Below are 23911 nucleotides of genomic sequence, written 5' to 3' on the forward strand. Positions count from 1 at the left end.
AGTGACGGAGAATGGGAGATTCACAATAAGACCCTCTTGTGCCAGGGGTTTTTTTGTGGATCTCTCTTTTTATTCGTCACATAAGGAGGCGAAAAAAAACCGGAATGAATGAACCGGCACCAACATTCAGCATAACGACTTGAAAGGGGAAATCATTTGATGAAAAAACTTGTCCGCAGCATCTTCTTTATAACGGCTGCAATCGCTGCCGCCGGTTTTGGACTCAGCGGGCATGCTGAGGCGGCAAACCATTCCCAGCCGCAGCTCAATCCGAGTCAGGTATTAAATGTCGCGCACCGCGGCGCATCGGGTCATGCTCCCGAACATACGCTTTTGGCTTATAAGCTCGGGCAAAAAATGAAAGGCGATTACATAGAAATCGATCTTCAAATGACAAAAGACGGACATTTGGTCGCCATGCACGATGAGACATTGGATCGCACGACCAATGGTACGGGTTTTGTCAAAGACTATACGCTGAAAGAAATCAAACAGCTTGATGCAGGCTCCTGGTTTAACGAAGCATATCCTGAGCGGGCAAAACCGGAGTACGTTGGGCTGAAAGTGCCTACCCTTGAAGAAATCATCCAAACATTCGGGAGAAGCGCGCGCTACTATATCGAAACAAAATCACCGGAAGACTATGATCATATGGAAGAAAAGCTCCTGGACATTCTGAAGCAATACAAACTGACCGGGGCAAACATTCATTCAAGCAAAGTTATCATTCAATCTTTTAGTCCTGAAAGCTTACAAATCATTCATAACGCTAATCCAAACATTCCGCTTGTGCAATTATTATGGTACGACAAACCGGCTGCCATTACTGACGCCGAATTAAAACAATATCAATCTTACAGCGTCGGACTCGGCATGAACTTTGACCGCATTGACCGGGCATATGTGCAAAAAATTCGAAGCACCGGCATGCTGGTCCATCCTTATACCGTGAATGAAAAAGAAGACATGAAGCGGCTGCTCGATTGGGGAGCGACCGGAATGTTCACCAATTTTCCGGACCGGCTGCGCGATGTTTTGCGTGAAAAGAAGTAAATGAATAAAGAAGGGGTATACCATGTTAAAACTGTTTAAGCCAGCACCGCCGATTGAGCGGATGCCGGACGATCAAATTGATTCGGAATATAAGAAATTCAGACTGCAAGTTTTTCTCGGCATCTTCATCGGTTATGCGGCATACTATTTAATTCGCAAAAATTTCTCGCTTGCCATGCCTTATTTGATCGAAGAGGGATTTTCAAAGTCGGCGCTCGGCTTTGCCTTATCCGCTCTATCCATCTCTTACGGGCTGAGCAAGTTCGTGATGGCCACGATATCAGACCGGAGCAATCCGCGGATGTTCCTGCCCGCCGGTTTGATCCTTTCCGCTGTCATCAGCTTATTGATGGGGTTTGTTCCTTTCTTCACCTCATCGATCGCCATTATGTTTATCATGCTCTTCTTAAACGGCTGGTTCCAAGGCATGGGATGGCCGCCGTCAGGGCGCGTCCTTGTCCACTGGTTCAGCGTCAGCGAAAGGGGAAATAAAACAGCCATATGGAATGTCGCCCACAATGTCGGCGGGGGACTGATGGCGCCGATTGCCGTTGCCGGCGTCGCCATCTTCTCAGGCATGACGGGTTCTGCTACAGGCTATGAAGGCGTATTTATTTTGCCCGCCTTGGTCGCCATCGCCGTTGCCGTCATTTCTTACTGGCTGATCCGGGATACGCCGCAGTCTGTCGGACTGCCTCCAATCGAGGAATACCGCAACGATTATTCAAGCAAATCGAAGAAAACATTTGAAACGGAATTATCAACGAAAGAAATCCTCTTCAAATATGTATTAAACAATAAATGGGTGTGGGCGATCGCACTTGCCAACATTTTTGTGTACTTCGTCCGCTACGGCGTTCTGGATTGGGCGCCAACCTATTTAAGCGAAGAAAAAGGCTTGGATATGAGCAAATCAAGTGTCGCTTATTTTCTGTATGAATGGGCGGGGATTCCGGGGACATTGCTTTGCGGCTGGATCTCTGACAAATGGTTTAAAGGGCGCCGCGGACCGGCAGGCTTTGTCTTTATGGTAGGTGTTTTGATCGCGGTGCTTGTGTACTGGTTCAATCCAGCCGGCAATCCGATGATCGACATGGCGTCATTGATCGCGATCGGGTTCCTCATTTACGGTCCCGTCATGCTGATCGGTCTTCAGGCGCTTGACTTTGTTCCGAAAAAAGCGGCAGGTACGGCTGCCGGATTGACGGGTCTGTTCGGATACCTGGGCGGAACCTTGACGGCGAATGCGCTGATGGGTGTTATCGTCGATGTATCCGGCTGGAATGCGGGCTTTACGCTCTTAACCGCTTCATGTGCAATCGCAGCACTCATCTTTGCGATGACATGGAATGTGCGGGGACAGGAAGTTGTGAAACATTAACATTAAAAAAAGATACATCTCGCCTGAAGCTGAGATGTATCTTTTTTATTTTTATGCCATCACTTTGCATATATCGTTCGTAAATTCGACGGGGTCTTCGATTGGCAAGCCTTCTATCAGCAGCGCCTGGTTGTACAGGATGCCGGTGTACAGCTTGAATTTATCTTTGTCGTTTTCAAAAGCATCCTGCAGTGTTTTGAAGACTTCGTGGTTTGTATTGATTTCCAATGCTTTATCAGCCTTTACGTGCTGATTGTCAGGCATTGCGTTTAAGATTTTCTCCATCTCGATGGTGACTTCTCCGTCAGCTGCAAGGCATACAGAGTGTGTCTTCAGCCGTTTTGACGCCCTTACGCTGTTCACTTTTCCATCAAGAGTCTTTTTCATCTCTTCAAAAAGGTCTTTGTATTGGCTGTCATCCCCGTCTGCTTGGTTTTGCTCATCATCGTTTTCGATTCCGAGGTCGCCGCTGGATACCGACTTAAATTCTTTTTCTTGATAATTCGCCAGCATTTTGATGGCGAACTCATCGATGTCCTCGGTGAAATAAAGGATTTCATATCCTTTTTCCGAAACCAGCTCGGTTTGAGGAAGCTTTTCAATCCGGTCATTCGAGTCGCCTGACGCATAATAAATGTATGTTTGATCTTCAGGCATTCTGGATACATATTCATCAAGGGTGACCAGCTTTTTCTCTTTTGATGAATAGAAAAGCAGCAGATCTTTCAGCAGATCTTTATGGGCTCCAAAATCATTGTATACCCCGAATTTAAGCTGTCTGCCAAACGATTGATAAAAAGACTCGTATTTTTCTCTGTCATTTTTCAACAAGCTTTTCAGCTCATTCTTGATTTTTTTGCTGATGTTTTTGGCAATCAGCTTCAGCTGCCTGTCATGCTGGAGCATCTCCCTCGAAATGTTGAGCGATAAGTCTTCTGAATCGACCATTCCTTTGACAAAGCTGAAGTGGTCAGGCAGCAGGTCCGGACACTTTTCCATGATCAGCACACCGTTCGAATACAGTTCAAGACCCTTCTCAAATTCTTTCGTGTAGTAGTTGAACGGAATGTTTTCAGGAATGAATAAAATCGCATGGTATCTCACCGCGCCGTCCACGCTTGTATGGACGTGAGCGAGCGGCTTGTCGAAACCGTAACGCTTTTCCTTATAAAACGCCTCGTAATCTTCATCTTTCAGTTCGCTTTTGTTTTTTCGCCAAATCGGCACCATGCTGTTGACTGTCTGTTCTTCCTGAACTTCTTCAAATTCATTTTCAGCGTCTTCTTTTGGCTTGTTGACTGTGACATCCATCTTGATCGGATAGCGGATGAAATCAGAATATGTTTTGATGATCGCTTTTAAGCGATGGACATCCAAGTATTCATCATAGTTTTCGTCGTCTGTATTCTCTTTCAGCTTCAAAATGACATCGGTTCCCGCAGATTCTTTCGCAGCCGGTTCGATCGTATAGCCGTCGGCCCCCGCTGATTCCCATTGATACGCTTCATCTCTGCCATGGGCTTTTGTCATGACGGTGACGGTGTCCGCAACCATAAAAGCGGCGTAGAAACCGACGCCGAACTGGCCGATAATATCGTGCCCGTCTTTTAATTCGTTTTCTTGTTTAAACGCAAGCGATCCGCTCTTGGCAATTGTTCCAAGATGTTCTTCAAGCTCTTCTTTCGTCATGCCGATCCCGGTGTCCGCAATCGTCAGCGTTCTGTTTTCTTTATCTGCGGAGATTTTTATGTAGTAGTCGTCCTTGTTAAACGTCAGTGAATCGTCTGTCAGCGCTTTGTAGTAGATTTTATCGATGGCATCGCTCGCATTGGATATCAGCTCCCTTAAAAAGACTTCCTTTTGGGAATAAATCGAGTTGATCATGATGTCCAGCAATCTTTTGGATTCTGCTTTGAATTCTTTTTTAGCCATCTGTCCCTCTCCTCTTTTGCTCATATGATATACATCTATCGTTCGATTCTGTTCACAAATTAAATAACACACTGCCTGCACGATGTCAATTCATATGGCAGCAGTTTGACAACCGGCACTCCACTTCATATAATGTGTTATGAAGGAAAATTTGACCAAAATGAGGTGGAAAGGAATGAAAATCTTATCAACTGTTCTTAAAAGAGATTTGGCTTAAAGACGGGAGAAGTCTGCCCTTTTTTAGACAAGCCATCTCGGGAACAGTTTGATATGATTTGACATCCTTTCTTGCTGTATTTTAAATATGTAGCGGGTAAGGTGTAGTTTGCCTTACCCGTTTTTTTTGCCGGACAGGATAGCGAGGCTTCACGCTGTTCTCTTTAGATGGCTTGTTTTTTCAAAAAAATAAGCCTGAAGGAGAGAATCACCATGAGTATTGTTCATGTCACGAATCTGACCCATATATACGGAGACCGCATCATCTTTCAAGACGCCGGGTTCCGCCTGCTGAAAGGGGAACACGCCGGCCTTGTCGGTGCAAACGGAGCCGGAAAGTCGACATTGCTGCGGATCTTGACAGGCGGCCTTCTGCCCGATCATGGAAACATTGAATGGCAGCCAAACATTCGGGCCGGCTTTCTTGAACAGCATGCCAAGCTGACGGAAGGCACGACCATCCTTCAGTACATGGAGCAAGCGTACGACCGGCTGTTTGAAATCGAAAAGCAACTGAATGGGCTTGCCGAAAAAATGGCCGACGCCGGAGACAATCTGGAGGCCATGTTGAAAAGATACGGAGAGCTCCAATCCGAACTGGAGAATTCAGGATTTTACCAAATCGGAACGAAAATTGAGGATGCCGCTCAAGGTCTCGGCTTGACGGAAATCGGGCTTGATCAGGATGTCGCGGCTTTAAGCGGCGGGCAGCGTACGAAGCTCCTGCTGGCCAAACTGCTGCTTGAAGAACCTGATGTGCTGCTGTTGGATGAGCCGACCAACTATTTGGATGCGGCACATATTGAGTGGCTGACGGGGTATTTGAAAAACTATAAGCACGCCTTTCTCGTGATCTCACATGACGAACACTTCTTAAATGAGATCACGACGGTGACATTCCATCTGGAGCATCAAACGATCAAACGGTACTCCGGCAGCTATCAATATTTTCTGAAGGAATATGCGCAAAGCAGGGCACAGGCTGAAGCCGCATACGCAAAACAAAACAGGGAAATTAAAAAGCTGGAGGCGTTTATCGACCGGAACAGGGTCCGAAAGGCGAAGCAGGCCAAAAGCAGGGAGAAAGCATTAAGCAAAATCAAGCGAATCGAAAAACCGACAGATTCCTATGTCCCAAGCTTTGCATTTAAAACGGGGCGAAATCCGGCGATGACCGTACTCAAAACGGAAAATCTTGAGGCGGGCTACACCGTTCCATTATTTAAGCCTCTTTCTCTAACTGTAAAACGGGGCGATAAAATCGCCATTACCGGAGAAAACGGCGCCGGAAAATCGACGCTCATTAAAACGCTGCTCGGTGATCTCAAGCCGCTAAGCGGCACCGTCACAGCAGGACAGCATTTACAGGCGGCCTATTTCAGGCAGGAAAGTCCGGTTTCTCATGATACGCCGCTTGAAAAATTGCGGGCGTTCTTTCCTGTTCTATCGGAAAAAGACATCAGGCAGACGCTCGCGATATCCGGTTTGACGCCAAAGCATATCAGCCAGCCCCTTGCTACGCTCAGCGGCGGTGAACAGGCAAAGGTCCGGCTGGCGGAACTGATGCTTTCAAACAGCAATCTGCTTGTTCTTGATGAACCGACAAACCATCTTGACACATCGGCAAAGCGTGCGTTAAAGCAAGCGCTCTGCGACTACAAGGGAACGATTTTGCTCGTTTCCCATGAACCGTCTTTTTATGAAGACTGGGTGACTCATATCTGGCGGATTGAAGCATGGCGCCGCAAATAAGTAAAAGCCGGCCTTTCGAAAGGCCGGCATTTTTTTATTTGGACAATACAAGCTCATGAATGGCGTGGGCAACGCCGTTGTCGTTATTCGTACGCGTTTCATAATCGGCCGAAGCTTTTACCTCAGGGATCGCATTCCCCATGGCGACTCCGCATCCCGCCCATTCGATCATCGACATGTCGTTTCCGTTGTCTCCAATACAAATCACTTCTTCTTGTGCGATGCCTAATATGTCGGCAAGCTGCTGAACGGCATTTCCTTTACTTGCCGCAGGGTGAAGAATTTCATAAAAGAACGGCGAGCTTTTCACCATTGTATAACGTTCCTTGACGTCTTCCGGTATTGCGGCAATCGTCCGGTCCAGCTTTTCCGGTTCATCAATGTACATTGCCTTTGGCGCGAGAAGGTCCTTCGGGATTTCTTCGATCGTCCGGAACCGGAGCGGCACTTTGGTAACGTATGATTCGTAAACGGTATACGGGCTGATTTCCCGGTTTGGCGTATACAAATAAGCAGAATCAAAAAAGTGCATCGGCGTATCAAGCTTTTGGCTGAGCTCATATAACGATTTCACTTCATCATAGCCCAGTGTCAGCTCTGACACGACTTCCTGAGTGTGCGTATTTTGAACGAGCGCTCCGTTATAAGCGATGACATAATCGCCGTCTTCATTTAGATTCAGTTCTTCCAGATAGCGGCTTACACCGCCGAGGGGACGGCCCGTGCAAAGAACGATTTTGACGCCTTGCTTTTTTGCAGCATGCAGGGCATTCCGTACTTCCTCTGTTACTTCATGAAGATCATTCAACAATGTTCCATCCATATCTATCGCGATTAGTTTGTACATTTTACACTCTCCCTGATCAGAATCGAGCCCTAACGTCGTACTTATGACCCATACCTTCTTTATTGTATCACAGCTTTTCCCCGTCATTTTCGTCAGATGCCCACGGAAAAAACGCCTTACAGCAAATAAGGCGTTTTTCGGGCCGCTTGGCCAGCTTAAAATATTTCCTGCAGTATCTGATCTTCATTAAGGATGCGAAGCGCTTTTTCGCGATAGCCGGCTTCATGCAAGTAGGTATAGCGGTTGGGCTTGACAGTGTGCGACAAATTGATCGCTTCGCGAAACTCATCTTTGTTCAGATTCAGCGTTTTCACATATTGAAAAAAGCCTGTTCTCGTAAACACCTTTTCAATCCGCTCGGCCCGATGATCCTGTACATGAGCCATGATGTAGGTGGCTACCCCGACTTGAATGCCGTGCATCTGCGGTTTTTCCGCAATTTTGTCCAACGCATGGGAAATCAGGTGCTCAGAACCGCTGATCGGCGCGCTGTTTCCGCTGATTTCCGTGGCGATGCCGCCCATTGTCAAAGAACTGACAAGCTCTTTTAAAAAGATCGGCTGTTTAATATCCTGCATCGGCGTACGGACAAAGCTGTTGACCGCTTTTTTGCTGAGCATCGACGCAAACGCATTGACATCGCTGACCCCGTGCCGCTCTTCAAACTCCCAATCATAAAGAGCCGTAATATTGGACATCAAATCGCCGATCCCCGCCAAAATAAAGTGCTCCGGCGCTTTTTGAATAATACTCAAATCAGCTATGATTCCGTACGGTACCCTTGCCGGCACGGTTGTTTTTTTCCCTTCGACCTGAAGCGAGCAATTGCTGCTCGCAAACCCGTCATTGGATGCCGACGTCGGAATGCTGATGAACGGGGTCCGCTTGGAAAAAGCGATGTATTTTCCGCAATCGACAACATACCCGCCGCCCATGGCAATGATGACATCGTAATTCCCGATTGAAAATGCCTGCTTCAAAAGCTCCTGTATGTCCAGGTTGGACGGCAGCAAAACAGCTTCTACTTTGACATGTTGAAAGGCGGCTTTTAATGAATGCTCATACTGCTGATAGGAAAAATCGTCAAAAAACATGATCGCCTTATCAAACTGATGTTTTCTCAATATCTCATCCAACCGGCCAAGCACGCCTTCACTAATGTCCAAAACCGCGGGGATGGCTATGCTGGTAACCTGGCGAGGCATTAGACGATCCGCCCTTTTTCTTTAAGATACTGTTCAATGTCTTCAAATGTATCAACGGCTACAAACGGCACCCCCTGCTGACGCAGCAAATCCTGGAGCGCATCTTTTGCAAACGTTACATCCGCAAATTTAGCCGGGTGCGAATCCGGTTCACTGTCGCCTGCAAAATAAATCGTCTCGTACTCTTCTTTCAGCTTTTGAATGACCTTTGATTTATCAATCCCATAGCGCTCAGAGTAATGCCAATGATTCTCATCAATGTCCATATGAACATTATCTTCTTTAAAAAAGCCTTTATTTGAAAAGACCTCAACGTCTGTAATCCCGTATTTCTTTAAAATATAATGAATGTAATAATCCGTGCCGGCGCTTAAAATATAGAAATCGCCGCCGTTTTTCTGGACATGCTGAATGAAGTCTGGCACATATTCATCAATCGGTATGGAATGAATGTCATCAATGATTTTTTGCTCGCTTTGATGAATTGAAGCAAAAACGGTTCCCAAAAATTCGATATCTTTTAATTCTCCGGCCTTCCACTTCTTGAACAATTCACGGCCTTCCGGAAAATATTTATCAATGACCATCCAGTAAAAATCCTGTTTGGAAATCGTCCCGTCAAAGTCTGATACAAATGCCCATTTCTTCAAGCTGCATACCTCTTTTCTATGGTATTTTAAAAGATTAGATTCATTATACAAAAAGTTTGTGAAATATTGAACATAATATTATTTCTTTTTTGTGTACTTTCGTTCACAAGCTGAATATTCTGCCTCTCTGAAAAGAAGCGTATATGATTATTCTTGATCCGTACGCTGTTTACCTTTTTCCGTCACAGCAAATTTGCGCTTCATCGTTTTAATGTTTTCCGCCTTGCGAAATCTGAGCGCAGACCAGTCTTCATCTATTGCAATTTGCCGAACCGGTTCATATCCCTGCTCCGCAAGCAGCCCGGCTACTGTCTCGCGGCTGCAGTCCGATCCTTTGTAGACTTTCGAAGATTTTTTCGGGTAGCAAAGCCAAAACAGTCCGTCTTCCGCCAGATAACGCTCAGCCTCTTTAGCTAAAGCCTGCAACTTTGCGTTGGTCGCTGCGAATACCTGAACAAAATCGTACCGGTCAGCTTCGGCCTGATGATCGACATGGCCTTGAAATTCAGCCATGATGCCGCTGTATGCCTCTGGCGGATTCACGATCAGTACAGGCTGTCCATTATCCTTGAACTGCAGTTTTTTGATCACCGGGTTCGTTTCTGCCATACCTCATCAATCCTTTTTCTGTTTATAGTAACAAATTAACCAAAACAGCACGAATCATACTTAGCAAAAAAGTGATAGACGAAAGAGGGACTCATCTGCTATATTTACAGTGATAATGCGAATCATTATCACTTAGAGAATTTCATATGCTTTATATCAACAGGAGGGTCAAGTGAAAAAAAACTTATTGATAATCGGTTTAGTTATGCTGTTGTGTATCGTGGTCAGCGCCTGCGGAAGCGGTAATTCGTCAAACGGCAACAAAGAAAAAGCGGCTGAAGAAACGACAAGAACATATCAATCAACGCGTGGAAAAGTGGACATTCCAACACATCCAAAGCGCATCGTGACAGACTTTTATGCCGGTGAACTGTTCACGGTCGGCGCCAATGTCGTCGGCTCCGGCTCGTGGTCTTTCTCCAATCCGTTTTTAAAAGACCGCATGAAAGATGTGACAGATTTAGGCGACCCGATTAATGTGGAAAAAGTCATGAAACTGAAGCCTGATTTAATTGTCGTGATGAACGATGAAAACTACGACAAACTGTCCAAAATCGCACCGACCGTTGTGATTCCTTATAATACGGCGAAAAATGTTCAGGAAACCGTTAAGATGTTTGGCGACATTGCAGGAGCTAAAGAAGAAGCTGAACAATTCCTAGCCGATTTCGAACAGAAATCGAAATCAGCAAGGAAAAAAATCGCTCAAGTCGTCGACAAAAATGCTACTTTCGGTATTTATGAAAACACAGAAAAAGGACAATTCTGGGTGTTCAATGACAACGGCGGCCGCGGAGGCCAAGCCGTGTACAACGCGCTCGGCTTAAAAGCGCCTGAAAAGATTCAAAAGGACATCTTCAAAAAAGGCGACATCAAAGAACTATCCTTGGAAGTCGTACCTGAATATGCTGCCGACTACATGTTTGTAACAGACTATAACCCGAACGGCGACAGCAAGACGCTGGACAAGCTCAAGCAGTCTTCCATTTGGAAAAACCTTGACGCCGTCAAAAATAACCGTGTATTTATCAACGACTTTGACACGTTCTACCCGTACGATCCGATCTCTGTCAGCAAACAGGTTGATTTGATTACGGAAATGCTGGTGAAGCGTGAGAAGGAGAATAAGTAAAAAAAGCTGGAATTTCCAGCTTTTTTTACTGCTTTCTTTCTTGTATGTTTGAAATCTTAAAAGCAAATTGAAAGATAAAAAAGAAAGGAATGTAGAAAAGAAAAAACATCAATATTTGAAATAATAACCCTTCTAAAGTAAATGGATAAGAAATGTCATGAAATAAAAAAGATAATCCCATCCAAACGACAAAGGCAAACAACGCGGCTTTAAAGCCAAGTCCCCTCTTTTTTCTCAACAGACCTTTGCTCACAAGCCTAATCGAATAATAGCCGCTGCCAATGAAAAAAAGAACGATCAGTAACAGATTGCTCGGTATCTCATATGAGGTCGTGATAAAGATGGAAATAAAGATGAGTGAAAGAAGAAGCACAAACCCTTCATATCCAACTTTTCTTTCCTGCTCAGCCTTTTTATTTTCACTCATTACGTTCGCCTCCTTTCTACTGTTTTCCATTTGAACCAACAGAAGCCATGTTAACAATAAACATCCATGAAAACAATGATTTAATCCGCATGCCGCCGCTGTTTCACGTGAAACAAAAAACACAGCAAAAAATAGATATTTTGAAACCAATTGTGTAAAATGAAAATAATGACAAAAAAGGGAGAGATAACGATGGGAATTGAAAAGGTTGGACAAATCGGGGTGCCGGTTAAAGACATGGAGCGGGCTGCGGCATTTTATCAGGATGTATTAGGCCTGTCCCTTTTATTTCAGACAGATCGTATGGCTTTCTTTGAGTGCGGCGGGCTGCGGCTTCTTCTCAGTCTCCCGGAAAAAGATGAATTTGCTCATGCAAGCTCCGTCATCTATTTTCAAGTTGAAGATTTGCCGGCAGTATATAACGAAATCGCAACAAAAGGCGTTTCTTTTCCAATTGAGCCGCATGTGGTGGCGAAAATCGAGCAAACGGAAACCTGGATGGCCTTCTTTAAAGATACCGAAGGAAATACCCTCGCTTTGATGAGCGAAGTGCAAGTCTAAAAAACAAAAACAGCTGAGCACCTCAGCTGTTTTTCACATCATCACAAGCCGACTGACACGTACGATTTAATTCACAGGCGGCGCATTTTCCTTTCCGGCTTCGTTTGACAAATTTTATAAGCGTCCATGCCGCGTAACCGAAGATGAGCGCTCCGATCGTGATATTAAACAGCATGCTGTCACATCCTTCCTATGATAACCCAAGCAATCGTCCGCCCTGATAAATCAAGAACGCGATCACATATGCAATGGCCAATCCGTAAACAATGGACAGGAACATCCACTTTTTCGAGTTTGTTTCTTTTTTAATCACCGCGACTGTCGCGAGGCATGGTACGTATAAAAGAACGAACGCCATAAATCCGTAAGCGGCCAGCGGTGTAAATTGCTCAGCCATCATGCCTTGCAGCTGGGCTTCGGGTACGAAATAGATGATGCTCATTGAAGCGACGACAACTTCCTTCGCGAGAAAACCGGTTAATAGTGAGGCCGCTGCCTGCCATGTGCCGAACCCCAGCGGCATCAACAACGGTGCGAGCACTCCGCCGATCATCGCTAAAAAGCTGTCATCCATCGCAACGCCCGTTCCGCCGGGCCCTGTATACGATAAAAGCCAAATGAGGACAGATCCGCCAAAAATGTAAGTCCCGGCTTTGCGGACGAAACCTTTGCCCTTTTCCCATGTTGCCCGCCACAATGTACGCGCTTGAGGCAAGCGATACGGCGGCAGTTCAATCACGAAAAACGACTTTTCTTCTTTGAGCTTGGACGAGGATAAAAACTTCGCCAGCACCAGCGCTGCGGCAATGCCCAGCACATACAAAGAAAGGACGACGAAAGCCTGATGAGCCGCGAAAAAAGCTCCTGCAAACAAAGCATAAACCGGCAGTCTTGCCGAACAGGACATAAACGGCGTCAGCATAATCGTCAACAGTCTTTCCTTAGGCTGCTCTACAGTTCGCGCAGCCATGACGCCCGGAACATTGCAGCCGAAGCCGATGATCAGCGGAATAAAGGCTTTACCGTTTAAACCGATCGCCTCCATCAGACGGTCCATCACCATGGCCACACGCGCCATGTACCCGGAATCTTCAAGCACCGAAATGAAGAAAAACAGAATAAAAATCTGCGGGACGAAAACGAGCACACCGCCGACACCGGCAATGATCCCATCGAGAATGAGCGCCTCGATAAACGGGCTGGCTCCCATTGCCGATAGTGCCGAAGCCGTCCATTCCGTCAGCGGTCCACCGATGAAACCGTCCAGTGCATCAGACAATGGAACACCAAGCCAGTCAAACGTCAGCATGAACATGAGATACATGAACAACAAAAAAATCGGGATGCCAAGCACCTGATGCGTGACGATCTGATCCACGCGTTCAGTCAGCGTCTGTTTTCGGTCTGACTGATATTCAACAGAGGATGACATAATGCGGTCAATCCATCGTTCTCTCTCATTGTAAATATGCTGATGCAGCGATTTTGCGGATTGTTCCTGGAGAAGGCGTTTTTCTGTCTCCTCGTAAATTTCCTTTAACCGTTCGCTGTCGGCCGCGTCTTCCAGCTGCTCTTTCATTTTCGAGTTGCCTTCCAAATATTGAAGAGCCATCCACCGTTTTAAAACGCCGGGACGTTCCGGTATGATTGACTCGATCCGGCCAATCGCTTCTTCTACCGCGCTTCCGTAATTGATGACGAGCGGCTTCGCCCTCTTTTCTTTTTCAAGAAGCAAATGCCGGCTCAGTTCATCACACCCTTTGCCGCTGCGGGCAATCACAGGAATCACCGGAACACCTAGCGCTGCAGACATTTTTTGATGATCAATGAAGATGCCGCGCTGTCCTGCGACATCGATCATATTTAAACCGATTGTGAGCGGATGACCACATTCGAGGAGCTGCACAGTTAAGTGCAAATTCCGTTTTAATTGGGATGCATCGACAATATTCAATATGTCTGAAAATGATTCATTGAGCAGGAAGTCAGTGACGACCCCTTCATCGCGGGACAGCGGACTCAAAGTATAAACGCCGGGGAGATCGACCATCATTCCTTGTTTATGGCGGAGCAGTCCCACCTTTTTCTCAACGGTCACCCCGCTCCAGTTGCCGATATACTCATAGGAGCCTGTCAGCGCATTAAACAATGACGTCTTCCCCGTATTCGGATTTCCGAAAAGGGCAATCTGCCGGCTGTTCATAGTTTTTCAATCCTGATCTTTTTTGCTTCTTCAAGCCGTATGCCGAGGCACTGTCCGCCTGACTCAAACATGAACGGACCGCCAAACGGCAATTTCCGCTGCACGCAAATTTCGGCTTCTTCTTTCATCCCGAGCTGTATGAGTCTGCGCTGAACAAGTTCATTCACTTCTGAAAAATCTATGATTCTTGCTCTCTCTTTTTGCTTTAATTCGGCTAAAACCATTGTTGAGGCCTCCACATTCTGAAAATGATAATCGTTATCATAATATGATTATAGGCAATAAGCCCCCTTCCATTTAAAAAGAGATGTGTCAAAACCGGAACATTTTTACGGGAAAATAAAAAAGCGAAAAACCCCGGCGATTCAATCTGCCGTTCTGGCTTTTCGCTCTATCAAGCTAAGTCGTTAACCGGCATGATGGCTCACTTTTTGCTCGATTCTCCTCTTTTTCGGGACATAAATTTTTCCGACAAACATATAGCCGTATTTCAACTTATTGACGGCCCAAGATATGAAAACCGCAATGCCTGTAGAGATGAAAAACAAAAGCAAAACAGCCGAAACCGTACCGATGCTTTCAAAGCTCGTTAAGATGACCAATCCGAAAATCAGGATAAAAGCGTGCAATAAATAAATAGAAAAAGAATAGTTGCTGATCATCATGATCAGCTTCGGCACCGACTTCAGTTTTGAAAACAGGTGAAAGCATAAGAAAATGATGCTTGTCGAATAAAGCAGGATATCCGGACGCTTTGACGTCACCCCGATGTCTTGTCCGAAATAGGAAACCGCTACAATGAAACATCCGGTCACAGCAGCCGCTGCATATACCGCATGCCTGTATCGTTCCAGCAATGCCAAAAAGCGCTCGTAATTTTTGCCGCAATAATAGGCCAAACAAAAATAAAAGAGCCAGCCGGGAAACGGCACCCATGAAAAAGGAAACGGCGCCTCTTCCTGTACTACCGGAGGTTGAATGAACGTGAAATAGCTCAAATAAGCCGCTGTGACCGCAAAAGAAAGCGAAAGCACCCATTTAGGCGACGCCTTTTGCAAAAATGAATGGAAGCACATGTGCAGCAAGTAAAATTGAAAGATGACGAGGATGAAGTAACCGATGAAATTCCCCAAGAAAATATTCGCCAACAGTTTTTTAATAATGACCGATGCATGAAATTGCTGCAACATCAGACCCGCGGTCATAAAAGCATCCAAAACAGCGATAAATAGAAAAGGGATGAAAATCGTTTTAAACCGCTTTTTTAAAAACCCTTCCGGAACGCCGCCAGGGTAAGCATGCGCGAGCAAAAATTCGGAAATGAAAATAAACGCCGGCGTACTGAACATCAGGAGCGTTCTGAAAGATTCAACAACCCGGAAAACCGTATCTCCAAGCATGTCCGCCCGCACCATAAGCACCATCGATATCGCATGAAGCAAAACAACGCTTAAGCAGGAGACACAGCGAATAACAAATATTTCTTTTACCTGCAAATCGATCACTCCTCTTTCAAATTTGAAATAATATCAAATTAACATAATCACCCAAATGAGGAAAGAGGCAAAATACATAGGTATGTTTATCCCAAATTTTCCGGCTGCAAGTATAAAAAAAGATTAGACACGTAGTCTAATCTTTTTTAAATCGCCGCTTTTATCTGTTTTGTATAGTAGAAGCGGACGATGAAGTAATATATGACCTGGATGGCGAAGAACACGCCGAGCACCATTGCAGATTCCTTGAAGAGGTTGTACTGAAAGGCATGCGATAGAGCGGTCAGCGCCACAGCTCCATGGATAAGGGCAACAACGATAGGCGCGAAGAACAGGATGCCGATCTGCCTGTTCAGCACTTTATGCAGTTCGCGGTCTGTTAAGCCCATTTTGGCAATCGATTTGAATTTCTGCTTATCATCGTCCAAATCAGTGTACAACCGGAAATAGAGGAAGCTTCCTGCTGAAACGAAGAAGACGATTCCGATAAACAGTCCGACAAATAATATCGGGCCATACCCTTTGCTTAAATCATATACCTCATAATCTACAGCCCCGAAATAAATCCGATCCAGTTTCTTTTGCAAAACCTCCCCGGCTTTCACTAAAGACATGTTGTCAGCTTCTTTTGCCTGCCAGGCATAGAACCGGTTTTCGCTTTTCGGTTTTTTCAGCTGTGCAAAATCATCGTCTGTCACAATATAATAGTTGTTTTCAGATAACGCTTTTGAACGGACCGTTTTGTCAGCCTTCAGCTGTTTTCCGGTTGCAAGAGGGATTGACGAAGGGAGCGGCTGGTCGTCTTCTCCCTCGAGACCGATCTTGACATCATACTCGGCAGCTGCGGCTTTCCCTTCTTCAAGCTTGACGTGGTCGGCCCCGACGAGATCGGCAAACTTGTTATAGTCAGATTCTTTCACAATCAGCATGTCATTGCCGTCGACATCGAAATATTGAAGGACAGCTGAAGCTTTATCTGTTTTGATATTTCGTTCATTCAGCGTGTCATTGATGAAAGCCACGTCTTTTTCGGTGTCTTTGTTTGTTTTCGGCGGTTTATACGAGAACGTATGCGGGTTCATATCTTTAATTCCGTTTGTCAGCAGGGTTTGGAAACCGTATAGTGTGCCGATGGCGCTGAACGCGACAGTAGAGATAATCGCCACCATAAAAAACGTCCGCGCATTGTCTTTCATCCTGTAAGACAGATCAGAAAACAAAATCATATTCGTTTTCCGCCAAAACAGAGTTTCCCGTTTTTTGAGCCTGCGGATCACATAAACACTCAGCTGCGTAAACAGCAGATATGTGCCGATAATAACAACAATCGTCACCGGCACCATCGCCGCAAGAACGCCTATTCCTTTGACAATCAAAGCGGTGTAGTACCCTCCGGCAAGCAGCACAGCTGCAATGAGCGTAAGCAAGGCAGATGCTTTCGGCTCCCCTTTGGAGATTTTGTTTCCTTTTAACAGAACAATCAGCTTCTCGCTCCTGAGCACAAATGACACAAGAAAAGAAATAAATAAGAACAGGCCGTTAAAAGAAATAAATGTCACAATCATCGCCATCAACGGAAAGTAAAAATCGAGCTTATTATCAATAATCAGCACATTTTCCGCTGTGAGCAATATCAATTTGGCGAAGACAAGCCCGAGCACAATCCCGCCGATTGTCGCAAAAAAGCCAATCAGCATATTTTCAAGAAATACCATCATGCGAATTTGGCGCATGGACATCCCCTGGATCATTAAAACGCCGAATTCCTTTTTTCTCGATTGAAGAAATGAACTCATTGAGTACAGCACAAAGAAGAAAGAAAAGACGAAAATAATGCCGCCGGAGACTAACAGGCCAACGGAAGCGTGCTGCCCGATGCCGGAGGTCAAAGAATCACTGGTCATCACCGGGTGGAAAGCAAAGATCGCGAATGCGAAAAAAACCATCACCGTAAACATGCTGCTGAGAAAATAAGCGGCATACAGCCTTTTGTTGCGAATGACGTTGTTAAACGCGAACTGACGAAAGGTCATTTGCATCCCCTCCCAACAAGGACAGTGTATCGAGAATCTTTTGGAAAAACGCTTGGCGGTTATCGCCGCGGTTGATCTCCGAATACAGTTTTCCGTCCTTAATAAAGACGACCCGGTTGCAATAGCTTGCCGCCTGAGGGTCATGCGTGACAAGCATCATGGTCGCTTTTTCGTTGCGGTTGATCGACTCAAGCATTTCCATCACATCTTTGGATGACTTTGAATCAAGGTTGCCCGTCGGCTCATCGGCAAGCAAAAGCTTCGGCGAATGAATCATCGCTCTCGCTACAGCGGCACGCTGGGCCTGGCCGCCCGATATTTCATATGTGCGCTTTTTCATAATGGTGGTAATCCCGAGCTTTTCAGCTAAATCGTTTGCCCTCCGCTTCATTTCCTTGACCTTTTCGCCGTCAAGCGTCAAAGGCAGTACGATATTTTCTTCAACCGTTAATGTCGGCAGAAGATTAAAGTCCTGAAACACAAATCCCAGCTCTCTGCGGCGAAATTTCGCCAATTTTTCTTTTTTGAGAACATGCGGGTTTTGGCCGCTGATCAATATTTCGCCCGTCGTCGGTTCATCGATCGTTGCAATCATATTTAATAGGGTCGTTTTTCCGCTTCCGGACGGCCCCATGATGCCGACGAATTCACCTTTATCAATTGTTAAGTTAATATCTGTTAACGCGCGGTACGCAATTTTTCCTTCGTAAATCTTACTGGCTTGTTTGACCTGAAGCATCACAAGATCTCCTTTCACCTTTAACTTTTGATCTGTGATCAGTTTACCTGAATCCCTTATTGATGAACTATCGATTCTTCTTTCACTTTCATTACATCGATGTAAGGTTTTGTGTAGCCGTGAAAACCAGCCGGATTGTCGTGCCTTTCCCTTCTTGCGATTCAAGTTCGATCCGGTGGCCGAGCTGGTCAGCCGCGGCTTTTGCCAAGTAAAGACCCATTCCGGTCGATTCTCTGAAACGGCGTCCGTTTTCTCCTGTGAAAAACGGGTCGAATACCCGCTTTTGATCTGTATCCGGGATACCGGCGCCGAAATCTGTCACTTCCAATACCGCTTCCGAATCGTTTTCACCAATAGAAATCATAACCGTATTGCTTTTTCCCGCCGAGTATTTGACCGCATTGTTGACAAATTGGGAAATGATGAAAAACAGCCACTTTTCATCTGTTTCGACGGTGATGCCTTTTTTGACTTCCTTGAACTTAGGATAAACTTGACTGCGAATATAGAAACGCTTGTTTTCGCGATTGACCTCGTGAACGATATCTGCCAATGCGACCGGTTTTATACGGAAATCCTGCTCGATCGTCCGCAGTCTGGCCATATAGAGAATCGTATTGAGGCCCGTTTTCATCCGTTCGGTCTCCTCACGGATGCTAGATGATTCCGGTTCATCCAAATCTTGAGCCGTCAGTTCGATGACCGACAGCGGTGTCTTCATTTGGTGCACCCATTGTTCCATGAAGGTCAAATGCTCTTTTTGTCCAAGCTCCAGCTTCTTTAATTCTTGGCGGTATTGCCTGTACTGGCTTTTCAGCAGCTGTTCAAGCGCTTCTGACAGAGGGGATTGTGGCTGATTCGATTGCCTGAAGGTGTCATCCAATGAATCCAGCCCGCTCGTCATCCGTTTGTAAAACTTCCGGCGCGTATAGTAATGGTAGAAAAGATAACAGCCAAGAAAGAAAAAGCCGAGAAAAACGGCATAAAAAGCCGGCCTGATGTGCTGATACCCATCAAGCCAGTACACCGACAGCATCGTGATAAACTGCAGCACTTGCACAGCAATCAACAAATAGTGTTCTTTGAAAAAAAGCTTCATTCCTCTCCCGCCTTCACCCAGGATACATTCAAGCGATAGCCCGCGCCCCGCACTGTTTCTACCGCATCTTCAATACCGAGCTCCTGAAACTTTTTTCTGACGCGTGTAATGTTGACATTAAGCGTGTTTTCATCCACATAGGCCTGATCATCCCACAGCTTGGCCAGCAAATCTTCGCGGCCGGAAATCCTCGGGTGGCGTTCCATTAAGCTTTCGATAATATCGGCTTCTTTTTTCGTCAAAGCAGCCGTTTGACCGCCGAATGTCAGTTCAAGTCTTTCCGGATACAGCCGCAGTCCTTCTTTTTCAAGAAGCCGTTCCTCCGCCTTTGCTGCATACTCCCCGTAAGCCCGGCGAAGCTGGCTGCGTATTTTTGCCATGACGATCTCGGCGTGAAACGGCTTGGTGATAAAGTCATCCCCGCCGTTTTCCAATGCCATGACCTGATCCATTTCGCCCGTCCGCGCCGAAATAAACAAGACAGGGCAAATCGATTCCTGGCGGATTTGCCGGCACCAGTAATAGCCGTCAAAGCTTGGCAAATTAATATCAAGCAGAACAAGATCAGGCGCCGTGCTTCTGAACTCATCGATGACACGGTCAAAGTCTTTCACTACATGAACGTTGTATCCGTATTTGACAATATGCGATTTTAACAAATCGGCAATCTTCGGGTCGTCTTCTACAATCATCACTTTTTGCATCTCGGTCTCTCCTTTTGTTTGGATATATTATGACACGAAGCGGTCTGATAAACAAAAGCCGCCGCGATTCGTCCTACCTTACAATCATGTAAGTGTACTGTAATATGAATCAATTTCTTCTCCCTGCGCCTTTTTTATAAAATAATACCATCCACAAACTGAATGAAAGAGGAGAAGGTATATGAAGACACGGGCAGGCGGCCTGATTGCCGCAGTTCTGATCGCCGTTGCCGGCGTTTTTATCCTGCAGAAAGCAACAGGGGGCCTTGTGCCCCTGGCCGATCATTTCATACAAGGCCAGGAAAAGCCTGAGGCCTATTATCTCAAAGCCGAAGATCATGCAGAAAAGCTGAACAACGGAAAGTACAACTACACATTAACCGGATATGACGCGAGCGGACACAAACAGCAGATTGAAGCAGAGGCGGACGAAAAACTGCGTCCCGGCGCTTTCATCAAAGTATGGGCGTACGGAACGAAAGCCGGAAGCTTGACTGAAGTACACGAAGAGGAAATCCCCGAGGGCGCTTTAGCCGCTATGAAAACCAATTAAAACCCCATCGCCTGATGGGGTTTTCTGCTTAATATTTAAATCGGTTGATGACGGTTTGCAGTTCTTCAGCCAATTGAGACAGCGATTCTGCTGCATAAGAGATTTCTTCCATCGAAGCCAGCTGCTCCTGAGTTGAGGAAGCAACCGCTTTTGTGCCAGCCGACGTTTCCTGTGATCCGGAAGCTAATGTTTGAATGGTGTTTTGAACCATTTCGACACCTGATGTCAGCTGCTGAGTAGAAGCTGCGACTTCTTGGATTTGAGAAGCAACCTGTTCCACCAAGCTCAAAATTTCGGTGAAATTGCCGGTCGTCTCCTGGGACAGAGCGATTCCGGAGCTGACATTTTCTTGAACGACTTTAATGTTATTCACCGTTTCTACCGATTCATTTTGGATCGTTGTGACCAATGATTGAATATGGTTCGCCGACTTATTCGTTTCGTCCGCCAATTTCCGGACCTCTTCCGCCACGACGGCAAACCCTTTTCCTTGTTCTCCCGCTCTTGCTGCTTCAATTGCCGCGTTCAGCGCCAGCAAATTCGTCTGTTCCGAAATATCGGTGATGAGCGAAGAAATGTTGCTGATTTCCGCCGTGCTGGACACGAGCGCCTCCAGGCCGCTTCCGGCTGAGTCGACGGATTTATCAATGAAATTCATTTGCTCGAGCATTTTATGAACGGACTCGGAGCCGATTTCGGCTTTGTCTCTCATCGAAGACGACAGATCCGCTATGCTGCCTGTATTGGAGGCAACGGATGATAAGCGGTCCAGCAATTCATGAATCGATTCAGAGCTTTTTTCTGTCATTTCGCTTTGCGTCATATTGCTGTCGGCAATCGCCTGCATCTCTTCCGAAATCCGTTCGGAGGTCGATTTCGATTCCTCCGCGCTTGCCGACAACTGTTCAGAGGATGCGGCGACTTGCTCAGACGAACTGCTGATCTGCTTCACAATTTGCGTCAGCGACTGAACAAAAGCATTGAAAGAATTGGCAAGCTGGCCGAACTCGTCTTTATTTTTGACGATCACTTTCTTGGTTAAATCCGCCTCGCCGTGGGCGATGTCCCCAAGCTGCTGATTCAGGCTTCTCAACGGCACCAGAATAGACTTCAAGAGCAGCAGACTCAAAACAATTCCAACGATGGCTGAAACTGCTGTGACAGTGATGATGACCCATTCGCTCATCGTCCCATTGGCGCTGATCTCTGCTTTCAGATCTTCCACCTCTTGTTCCAGGCTTTCGACCAGCTGGTTGACAGACGGATCAAGGACTTCTTTTCTTAATGTTCTTTCCTCTCCGAAATGGATCGATTCAGCTTTTTTAGAGCTTGAAGCGTAAGATTGGATAACTTGTTGATTTAACTCCCAATAAGCCTTGAAATTTTCTTTAATTTCTTCGACGTTCGCTTTGTATGTGTCTTCCCGGATCAGGTTGCCGGCGCGGTCAAGACTCTTTAAAACATCGTCGGCCTTGTCCTTCATTCCTTCACTGTATTCATTGTCTCCGGTCATAATAAGACCTCTCTCGTCATTCGACAAGCCGGTCAGACGATATTGAATATGCTTAATCTCTTTTTGAAATTCCATCTTGTCCTTGAGTTCTTCATTCTTTTTCACCGTAGAAGAAATCATAAAAACAGAGGAACCTCCAATTCCAACGATGGAAACGACTAAAATTGATATGATTCCCAGCAGTTTTGTTTTCACTTTCATGATGGTGATCCTTTCTCCTTTATGTCATCAATGATGAAATGCAATTTTCAAATTAAAGATCTTCTTCAGTTCATAGTATCGACATTTTTCGTCAAAATTTGAGATTTTGTATGATTGTAAACAAAGAAAAAGCTCTGCCGGGATGGCAGAGCTTCAGATCAGCGTGATTGATTAATGAATTGGTTTACTTGGCGGACCCGCCGATTTGGTATGTTCATAGAAGTGATGAAAATAATCATTTGTCTCTGCTTTGATAACTTTCCAAAGCAGCAGGATGGCAATCAGGTTTGGAATCATCATCAGCGCATTCGCCATATCGGCAAACGCCCAGACGGTGACAAGGTTGGCGACCGTCCCGATGCCGCAGGCGAGGATGTAGACCAGCCTGTAGCCCGCAATTCCTTTGGAACCGGCCAAATACTCGAAGCATTTTTCTCCGTAAACATACCAGCCGACAATTGTAGAGAACCCAAAGAAAATGACCGACAGCGACACAATGTATTCGCCTGCCGCGCCGAGTACCGAGGCAAAAGCCGCACTCGTCAATGCCCCGCCTTCCAGGCTGGCGTTATGGGCCGCACCGGATATCAAGCCGCCAGACGGGTCCCAGAAACCGGTAATGATAAGGGTTAAACCTGTCATCGTACACACCACGATCGTAACGATAAATGTCCCGGTCATTGCGACGAGCGCCTGTTTTACCGGATGGTCTGCACGCGCATTTCCGGCGATAAGCGCGGCCGTCCCAAGGCCTGCTTCATTTGAAAAAATACCGCGGGATACCCCGTTCCGAACGGCTTCAGATACGGCAATTCCAAGGAAACCGCCGGCTGCTGCCACAGGGTGGAAAGCATAATAGAAAATCAGCTCAAAAGCCGGAATAATCTTGTCATAATTCAAAATCAGAATCAAGATCGCCCCGCCCATGTAAAGAAAAGCCATGATCGGCACAAAGAAGCTGGCAACAGTACTGATCCGCTGGATCCCGCCGAAGATGATGACGCTGACGAGAATAACCAGAATCAGCCCTGTCACCCAGTTTTCGATACCGAAGCTGTTCTTTGTAATATCGGCAATCGTATTGGATTGGACGCTGTTGCCTATCCCTAAAGCAGCAAAAGCGCCAAACAGCGCAAAAGCGATGGCGAGTCCTTTAAATCTGCGGCCGAGTCCGCGTTCAATATAATACATCGGCCCGCTCGAATATTCCCCTTTTTCATTTTTTACGCGGAATTTAACAGCAAGCAAGGCTTCCGCATATTTCGTTGCCATGCCCAACAGCCCGACAACCCACATCCAGAAGATCGAACCCGGTCCGCCGAGTGTCAATGCCGTCGCGACACCTGCGATATTTCCGTTTCCGATCGTGGCGGCAAGCGCTGTCATTAAAGCTTTAAAATGGCTCACATCCCCTTCGGCAGCCGCGTCTTTGCTATCTTCCTTGCCAAATCCGATCTTAAATGCATAGATCAGGCGGCGAAATTGCAGTCCTTTTAAAACAATCGTTAAAAATAAGCCTGTCCCAAATAATAAAATTAAACTGGGCGGCCCCCATAATACCTTATTAATCTTGCCTAGTATTTCTAAGATATCCATATGACTCAC

At 46.0% G+C, this 23911-nt stretch carries 22 protein-coding genes; 7 read left to right on the forward strand and 15 right to left on the reverse strand.

The genetic code is table 11. The features are described 5' to 3' along the window. Positions 1 to 159: 159 nt before the first annotated feature. Positions 160 to 1053 carry a glycerophosphodiester phosphodiesterase gene (locus MHI30_RS21120; RefSeq protein ID WP_075751730.1) on the forward strand — a complete coding sequence of 298 codons (894 nt, stop codon included), beginning with the start codon at positions 160 to 162 and terminating at the stop codon, positions 1051 to 1053. Between the two features lie 22 nt (positions 1054 to 1075). Next, the gene (gene glpT, locus MHI30_RS21125; protein ID WP_075751731.1) at positions 1076 to 2434 is read left to right on the forward strand and encodes a glycerol-3-phosphate transporter; all 1359 of its coding nucleotides are present in this window, start codon (positions 1076 to 1078) and stop codon (positions 2432 to 2434) included. Between the two features lie 51 nt (positions 2435 to 2485). Here the strand turns inward: glpT and htpG are convergent, their stop codons facing one another. Next, positions 2486 to 4366 (reverse strand): molecular chaperone HtpG, encoded by a 1881-nt coding sequence (htpG, locus tag MHI30_RS21130; RefSeq protein ID WP_075751732.1) that lies wholly within the window; start codon positions 4364 to 4366, stop codon positions 2486 to 2488. A gap of 429 nt (positions 4367 to 4795) precedes the next feature. Between htpG and MHI30_RS21135 the strand changes: the two genes are divergently transcribed. Beyond that, positions 4796 to 6334 carry an ABC-F family ATP-binding cassette domain-containing protein gene (locus MHI30_RS21135; RefSeq protein WP_075751733.1) on the forward strand — a complete coding sequence of 513 codons (1539 nt, stop codon included), beginning with the start codon at positions 4796 to 4798 and terminating at the stop codon, positions 6332 to 6334. Positions 6335 to 6368: 34 nt separating this feature from the next. On the opposite strand, the gene yidA is transcribed toward MHI30_RS21135, so the two are convergent. The 4 genes from yidA to MHI30_RS21155 form a co-directional block, all read right to left on the reverse strand. Further along, positions 6369 to 7181, reverse strand: a complete 813-nt coding sequence (gene yidA, locus MHI30_RS21140; RefSeq protein ID WP_075751734.1) for a sugar-phosphatase — start codon at positions 7179 to 7181, stop codon at positions 6369 to 6371. A 155-nt stretch (positions 7182 to 7336) separates the two neighbouring features. Further along, the gene (locus tag MHI30_RS21145; RefSeq protein ID WP_075751735.1) at positions 7337 to 8386 is read right to left on the reverse strand and encodes an iron-containing alcohol dehydrogenase family protein; all 1050 of its coding nucleotides are present in this window, start codon (positions 8384 to 8386) and stop codon (positions 7337 to 7339) included. Further along, positions 8386 to 9036, reverse strand: coding sequence for an MtnX-like HAD-IB family phosphatase (locus MHI30_RS21150; RefSeq protein WP_075751736.1), 651 nt, complete (start codon positions 9034 to 9036; stop codon positions 8386 to 8388). Before MHI30_RS21150 ends, MHI30_RS21145 begins: the two co-directional genes overlap by 1 nt. 147 nt (positions 9037 to 9183) lie before the next feature. Then, a complete protein-coding gene (locus MHI30_RS21155) occupies positions 9184 to 9645 on the reverse strand; it encodes a DUF3052 domain-containing protein (RefSeq protein WP_075751737.1) in 462 nt (153 codons plus the stop codon). 172 nt (positions 9646 to 9817) lie between these two features. On the opposite strand from MHI30_RS21155, the gene MHI30_RS21160 reads away from it, so the two are divergent. The 3 genes from MHI30_RS21160 (at position 9818) to MHI30_RS21170 (ending at position 11765) form a co-directional block, all read left to right on the forward strand. After that, positions 9818 to 10777, forward strand: a complete 960-nt coding sequence (locus MHI30_RS21160) for an iron-hydroxamate ABC transporter substrate-binding protein (protein ID WP_075751738.1) — start codon at positions 9818 to 9820, stop codon at positions 10775 to 10777. A 357-nt stretch (positions 10778 to 11134) separates the two neighbouring features. Continuing rightward, the gene (locus MHI30_RS21165) at positions 11135 to 11362 is read left to right on the forward strand and encodes a hypothetical protein (protein ID WP_167564558.1); all 228 of its coding nucleotides are present in this window, start codon (positions 11135 to 11137) and stop codon (positions 11360 to 11362) included. 34 nt (positions 11363 to 11396) lie between these two features. After that, the gene (locus MHI30_RS21170; RefSeq protein WP_075751740.1) at positions 11397 to 11765 is read left to right on the forward strand and encodes a VOC family protein; all 369 of its coding nucleotides are present in this window, start codon (positions 11397 to 11399) and stop codon (positions 11763 to 11765) included. Between the two features lie 22 nt (positions 11766 to 11787). Here the strand turns inward: MHI30_RS21170 and MHI30_RS21175 are convergent, their stop codons facing one another. The 8 genes from MHI30_RS21175 to MHI30_RS21210 form a co-directional block, all read right to left on the reverse strand. After that, positions 11788 to 11940, reverse strand: coding sequence for a FeoB-associated Cys-rich membrane protein (locus tag MHI30_RS21175; RefSeq protein ID WP_065643494.1), 153 nt, complete (start codon positions 11938 to 11940; stop codon positions 11788 to 11790). Positions 11941 to 11955: 15 nt separating this feature from the next. Beyond that, entirely contained in the window at positions 11956 to 13968 is a 2013-nt protein-coding gene (gene feoB / locus MHI30_RS21180) for a ferrous iron transport protein B (protein WP_075751741.1), read from the reverse strand. Beyond that, positions 13965 to 14192, reverse strand: coding sequence for a FeoA family protein (locus MHI30_RS21185; protein ID WP_020453562.1), 228 nt, complete (start codon positions 14190 to 14192; stop codon positions 13965 to 13967). The genes feoB and MHI30_RS21185 overlap by 4 nt, the downstream gene beginning before the upstream one ends. Positions 14193 to 14375: 183 nt before the next feature. After that, a complete protein-coding gene (locus tag MHI30_RS21190) occupies positions 14376 to 15464 on the reverse strand; it encodes an acyltransferase family protein (RefSeq protein ID WP_075751742.1) in 1089 nt (362 codons plus the stop codon). Between the two features lie 146 nt (positions 15465 to 15610). Further along, positions 15611 to 17497 (reverse strand): ABC transporter permease, encoded by a 1887-nt coding sequence (locus MHI30_RS21195; RefSeq protein ID WP_075751743.1) that lies wholly within the window; start codon positions 17495 to 17497, stop codon positions 15611 to 15613. Continuing rightward, entirely contained in the window at positions 17472 to 18236 is a 765-nt protein-coding gene (locus MHI30_RS21200) for an ABC transporter ATP-binding protein (protein ID WP_075751744.1), read from the reverse strand. The genes MHI30_RS21195 and MHI30_RS21200 overlap by 26 nt, the downstream gene beginning before the upstream one ends. A gap of 91 nt (positions 18237 to 18327) precedes the next feature. After that, positions 18328 to 19335 (reverse strand): sensor histidine kinase, encoded by a 1008-nt coding sequence (locus MHI30_RS21205; protein WP_075751745.1) that lies wholly within the window; start codon positions 19333 to 19335, stop codon positions 18328 to 18330. Continuing rightward, complete coding sequence (locus MHI30_RS21210) at positions 19332 to 20039, reverse strand: response regulator transcription factor (RefSeq protein ID WP_065643488.1); 708 nt, start codon at positions 20037 to 20039, stop codon at positions 19332 to 19334. Before MHI30_RS21210 ends, MHI30_RS21205 begins: the two co-directional genes overlap by 4 nt. A 181-nt stretch (positions 20040 to 20220) precedes the next feature. Between MHI30_RS21210 and MHI30_RS21215 the strand changes: the two genes are divergently transcribed. Continuing rightward, the gene (locus tag MHI30_RS21215) at positions 20221 to 20592 is read left to right on the forward strand and encodes a YxeA family protein (RefSeq protein ID WP_075751746.1); all 372 of its coding nucleotides are present in this window, start codon (positions 20221 to 20223) and stop codon (positions 20590 to 20592) included. A 28-nt stretch (positions 20593 to 20620) separates the two neighbouring features. Here the strand turns inward: MHI30_RS21215 and MHI30_RS21220 are convergent, their stop codons facing one another. Together MHI30_RS21220 and MHI30_RS21225 are read right to left on the reverse strand one after the other, a co-directional pair. Next, positions 20621 to 22306 carry a methyl-accepting chemotaxis protein gene (locus tag MHI30_RS21220; RefSeq protein WP_075751747.1) on the reverse strand — a complete coding sequence of 562 codons (1686 nt, stop codon included), beginning with the start codon at positions 22304 to 22306 and terminating at the stop codon, positions 20621 to 20623. Positions 22307 to 22477: 171 nt separating this feature from the next. After that, positions 22478 to 23902 carry a sodium:alanine symporter family protein gene (locus tag MHI30_RS21225; RefSeq protein ID WP_075751748.1) on the reverse strand — a complete coding sequence of 475 codons (1425 nt, stop codon included), beginning with the start codon at positions 23900 to 23902 and terminating at the stop codon, positions 22478 to 22480. Positions 23903 to 23911 lie beyond the last annotated feature (9 nt).

Origin of the sequence: Bacillus sp. FSL L8-0528, from assembly GCF_038593085.1 — a bacterium.
In the GTDB taxonomy this organism is placed as follows: Bacteria; Bacillota; Bacilli; order Bacillales; family Bacillaceae; genus Bacillus; species Bacillus paralicheniformis.

Excerpts from the sequence above, each read along its gene's own strand:
- MHI30_RS21220 (WP_075751747.1), bottom strand. The coding sequence starts at position 22,306 with ATGAAAGTGAAAACAAAACTGCTGGGAATCATATCAATTTTAGTCGTT.
- yidA (WP_075751734.1), bottom strand. The coding sequence starts at position 7,181 with ATGTACAAACTAATCGCGATAGATATGGATGGAACATTGTTGAATGAT.
- MHI30_RS21120 (WP_075751730.1), top strand. The coding sequence starts at position 160 with ATGAAAAAACTTGTCCGCAGCATCTTCTTTATAACGGCTGCAATCGCT.
- MHI30_RS21210 (WP_065643488.1), bottom strand. The coding sequence starts at position 20,039 with ATGCAAAAAGTGATGATTGTAGAAGACGACCCGAAGATTGCCGATTTG.
- MHI30_RS21225 (WP_075751748.1), bottom strand. The coding sequence starts at position 23,902 with ATGGATATCTTAGAAATACTAGGCAAGATTAATAAGGTATTATGGGGG.
- feoB (WP_075751741.1), bottom strand. The coding sequence starts at position 13,968 with ATGAACAGCCGGCAGATTGCCCTTTTCGGAAATCCGAATACGGGGAAG.
- MHI30_RS21195 (WP_075751743.1), bottom strand. The coding sequence starts at position 17,497 with ATGACCTTTCGTCAGTTCGCGTTTAACAACGTCATTCGCAACAAAAGG.
- MHI30_RS21145 (WP_075751735.1), bottom strand. The coding sequence starts at position 8,386 with ATGCCTCGCCAGGTTACCAGCATAGCCATCCCCGCGGTTTTGGACATT.
- MHI30_RS21155 (WP_075751737.1), bottom strand. The coding sequence starts at position 9,645 with ATGGCAGAAACGAACCCGGTGATCAAAAAACTGCAGTTCAAGGATAAT.
- htpG (WP_075751732.1), bottom strand. The coding sequence starts at position 4,366 with ATGGCTAAAAAAGAATTCAAAGCAGAATCCAAAAGATTGCTGGACATC.
- MHI30_RS21205 (WP_075751745.1), bottom strand. The coding sequence starts at position 19,335 with ATGAAGCTTTTTTTCAAAGAACACTATTTGTTGATTGCTGTGCAAGTG.
- MHI30_RS21175 (WP_065643494.1), bottom strand. The coding sequence starts at position 11,940 with ATGCTGTTTAATATCACGATCGGAGCGCTCATCTTCGGTTACGCGGCA.
- MHI30_RS21135 (WP_075751733.1), top strand. The coding sequence starts at position 4,796 with ATGAGTATTGTTCATGTCACGAATCTGACCCATATATACGGAGACCGC.
- MHI30_RS21215 (WP_075751746.1), top strand. The coding sequence starts at position 20,221 with ATGAAGACACGGGCAGGCGGCCTGATTGCCGCAGTTCTGATCGCCGTT.
- MHI30_RS21170 (WP_075751740.1), top strand. The coding sequence starts at position 11,397 with ATGGGAATTGAAAAGGTTGGACAAATCGGGGTGCCGGTTAAAGACATG.
- glpT (WP_075751731.1), top strand. The coding sequence starts at position 1,076 with ATGTTAAAACTGTTTAAGCCAGCACCGCCGATTGAGCGGATGCCGGAC.
- MHI30_RS21185 (WP_020453562.1), bottom strand. The coding sequence starts at position 14,192 with ATGGTTTTAGCCGAATTAAAGCAAAAAGAGAGAGCAAGAATCATAGAT.
- MHI30_RS21200 (WP_075751744.1), bottom strand. The coding sequence starts at position 18,236 with ATGCTTCAGGTCAAACAAGCCAGTAAGATTTACGAAGGAAAAATTGCG.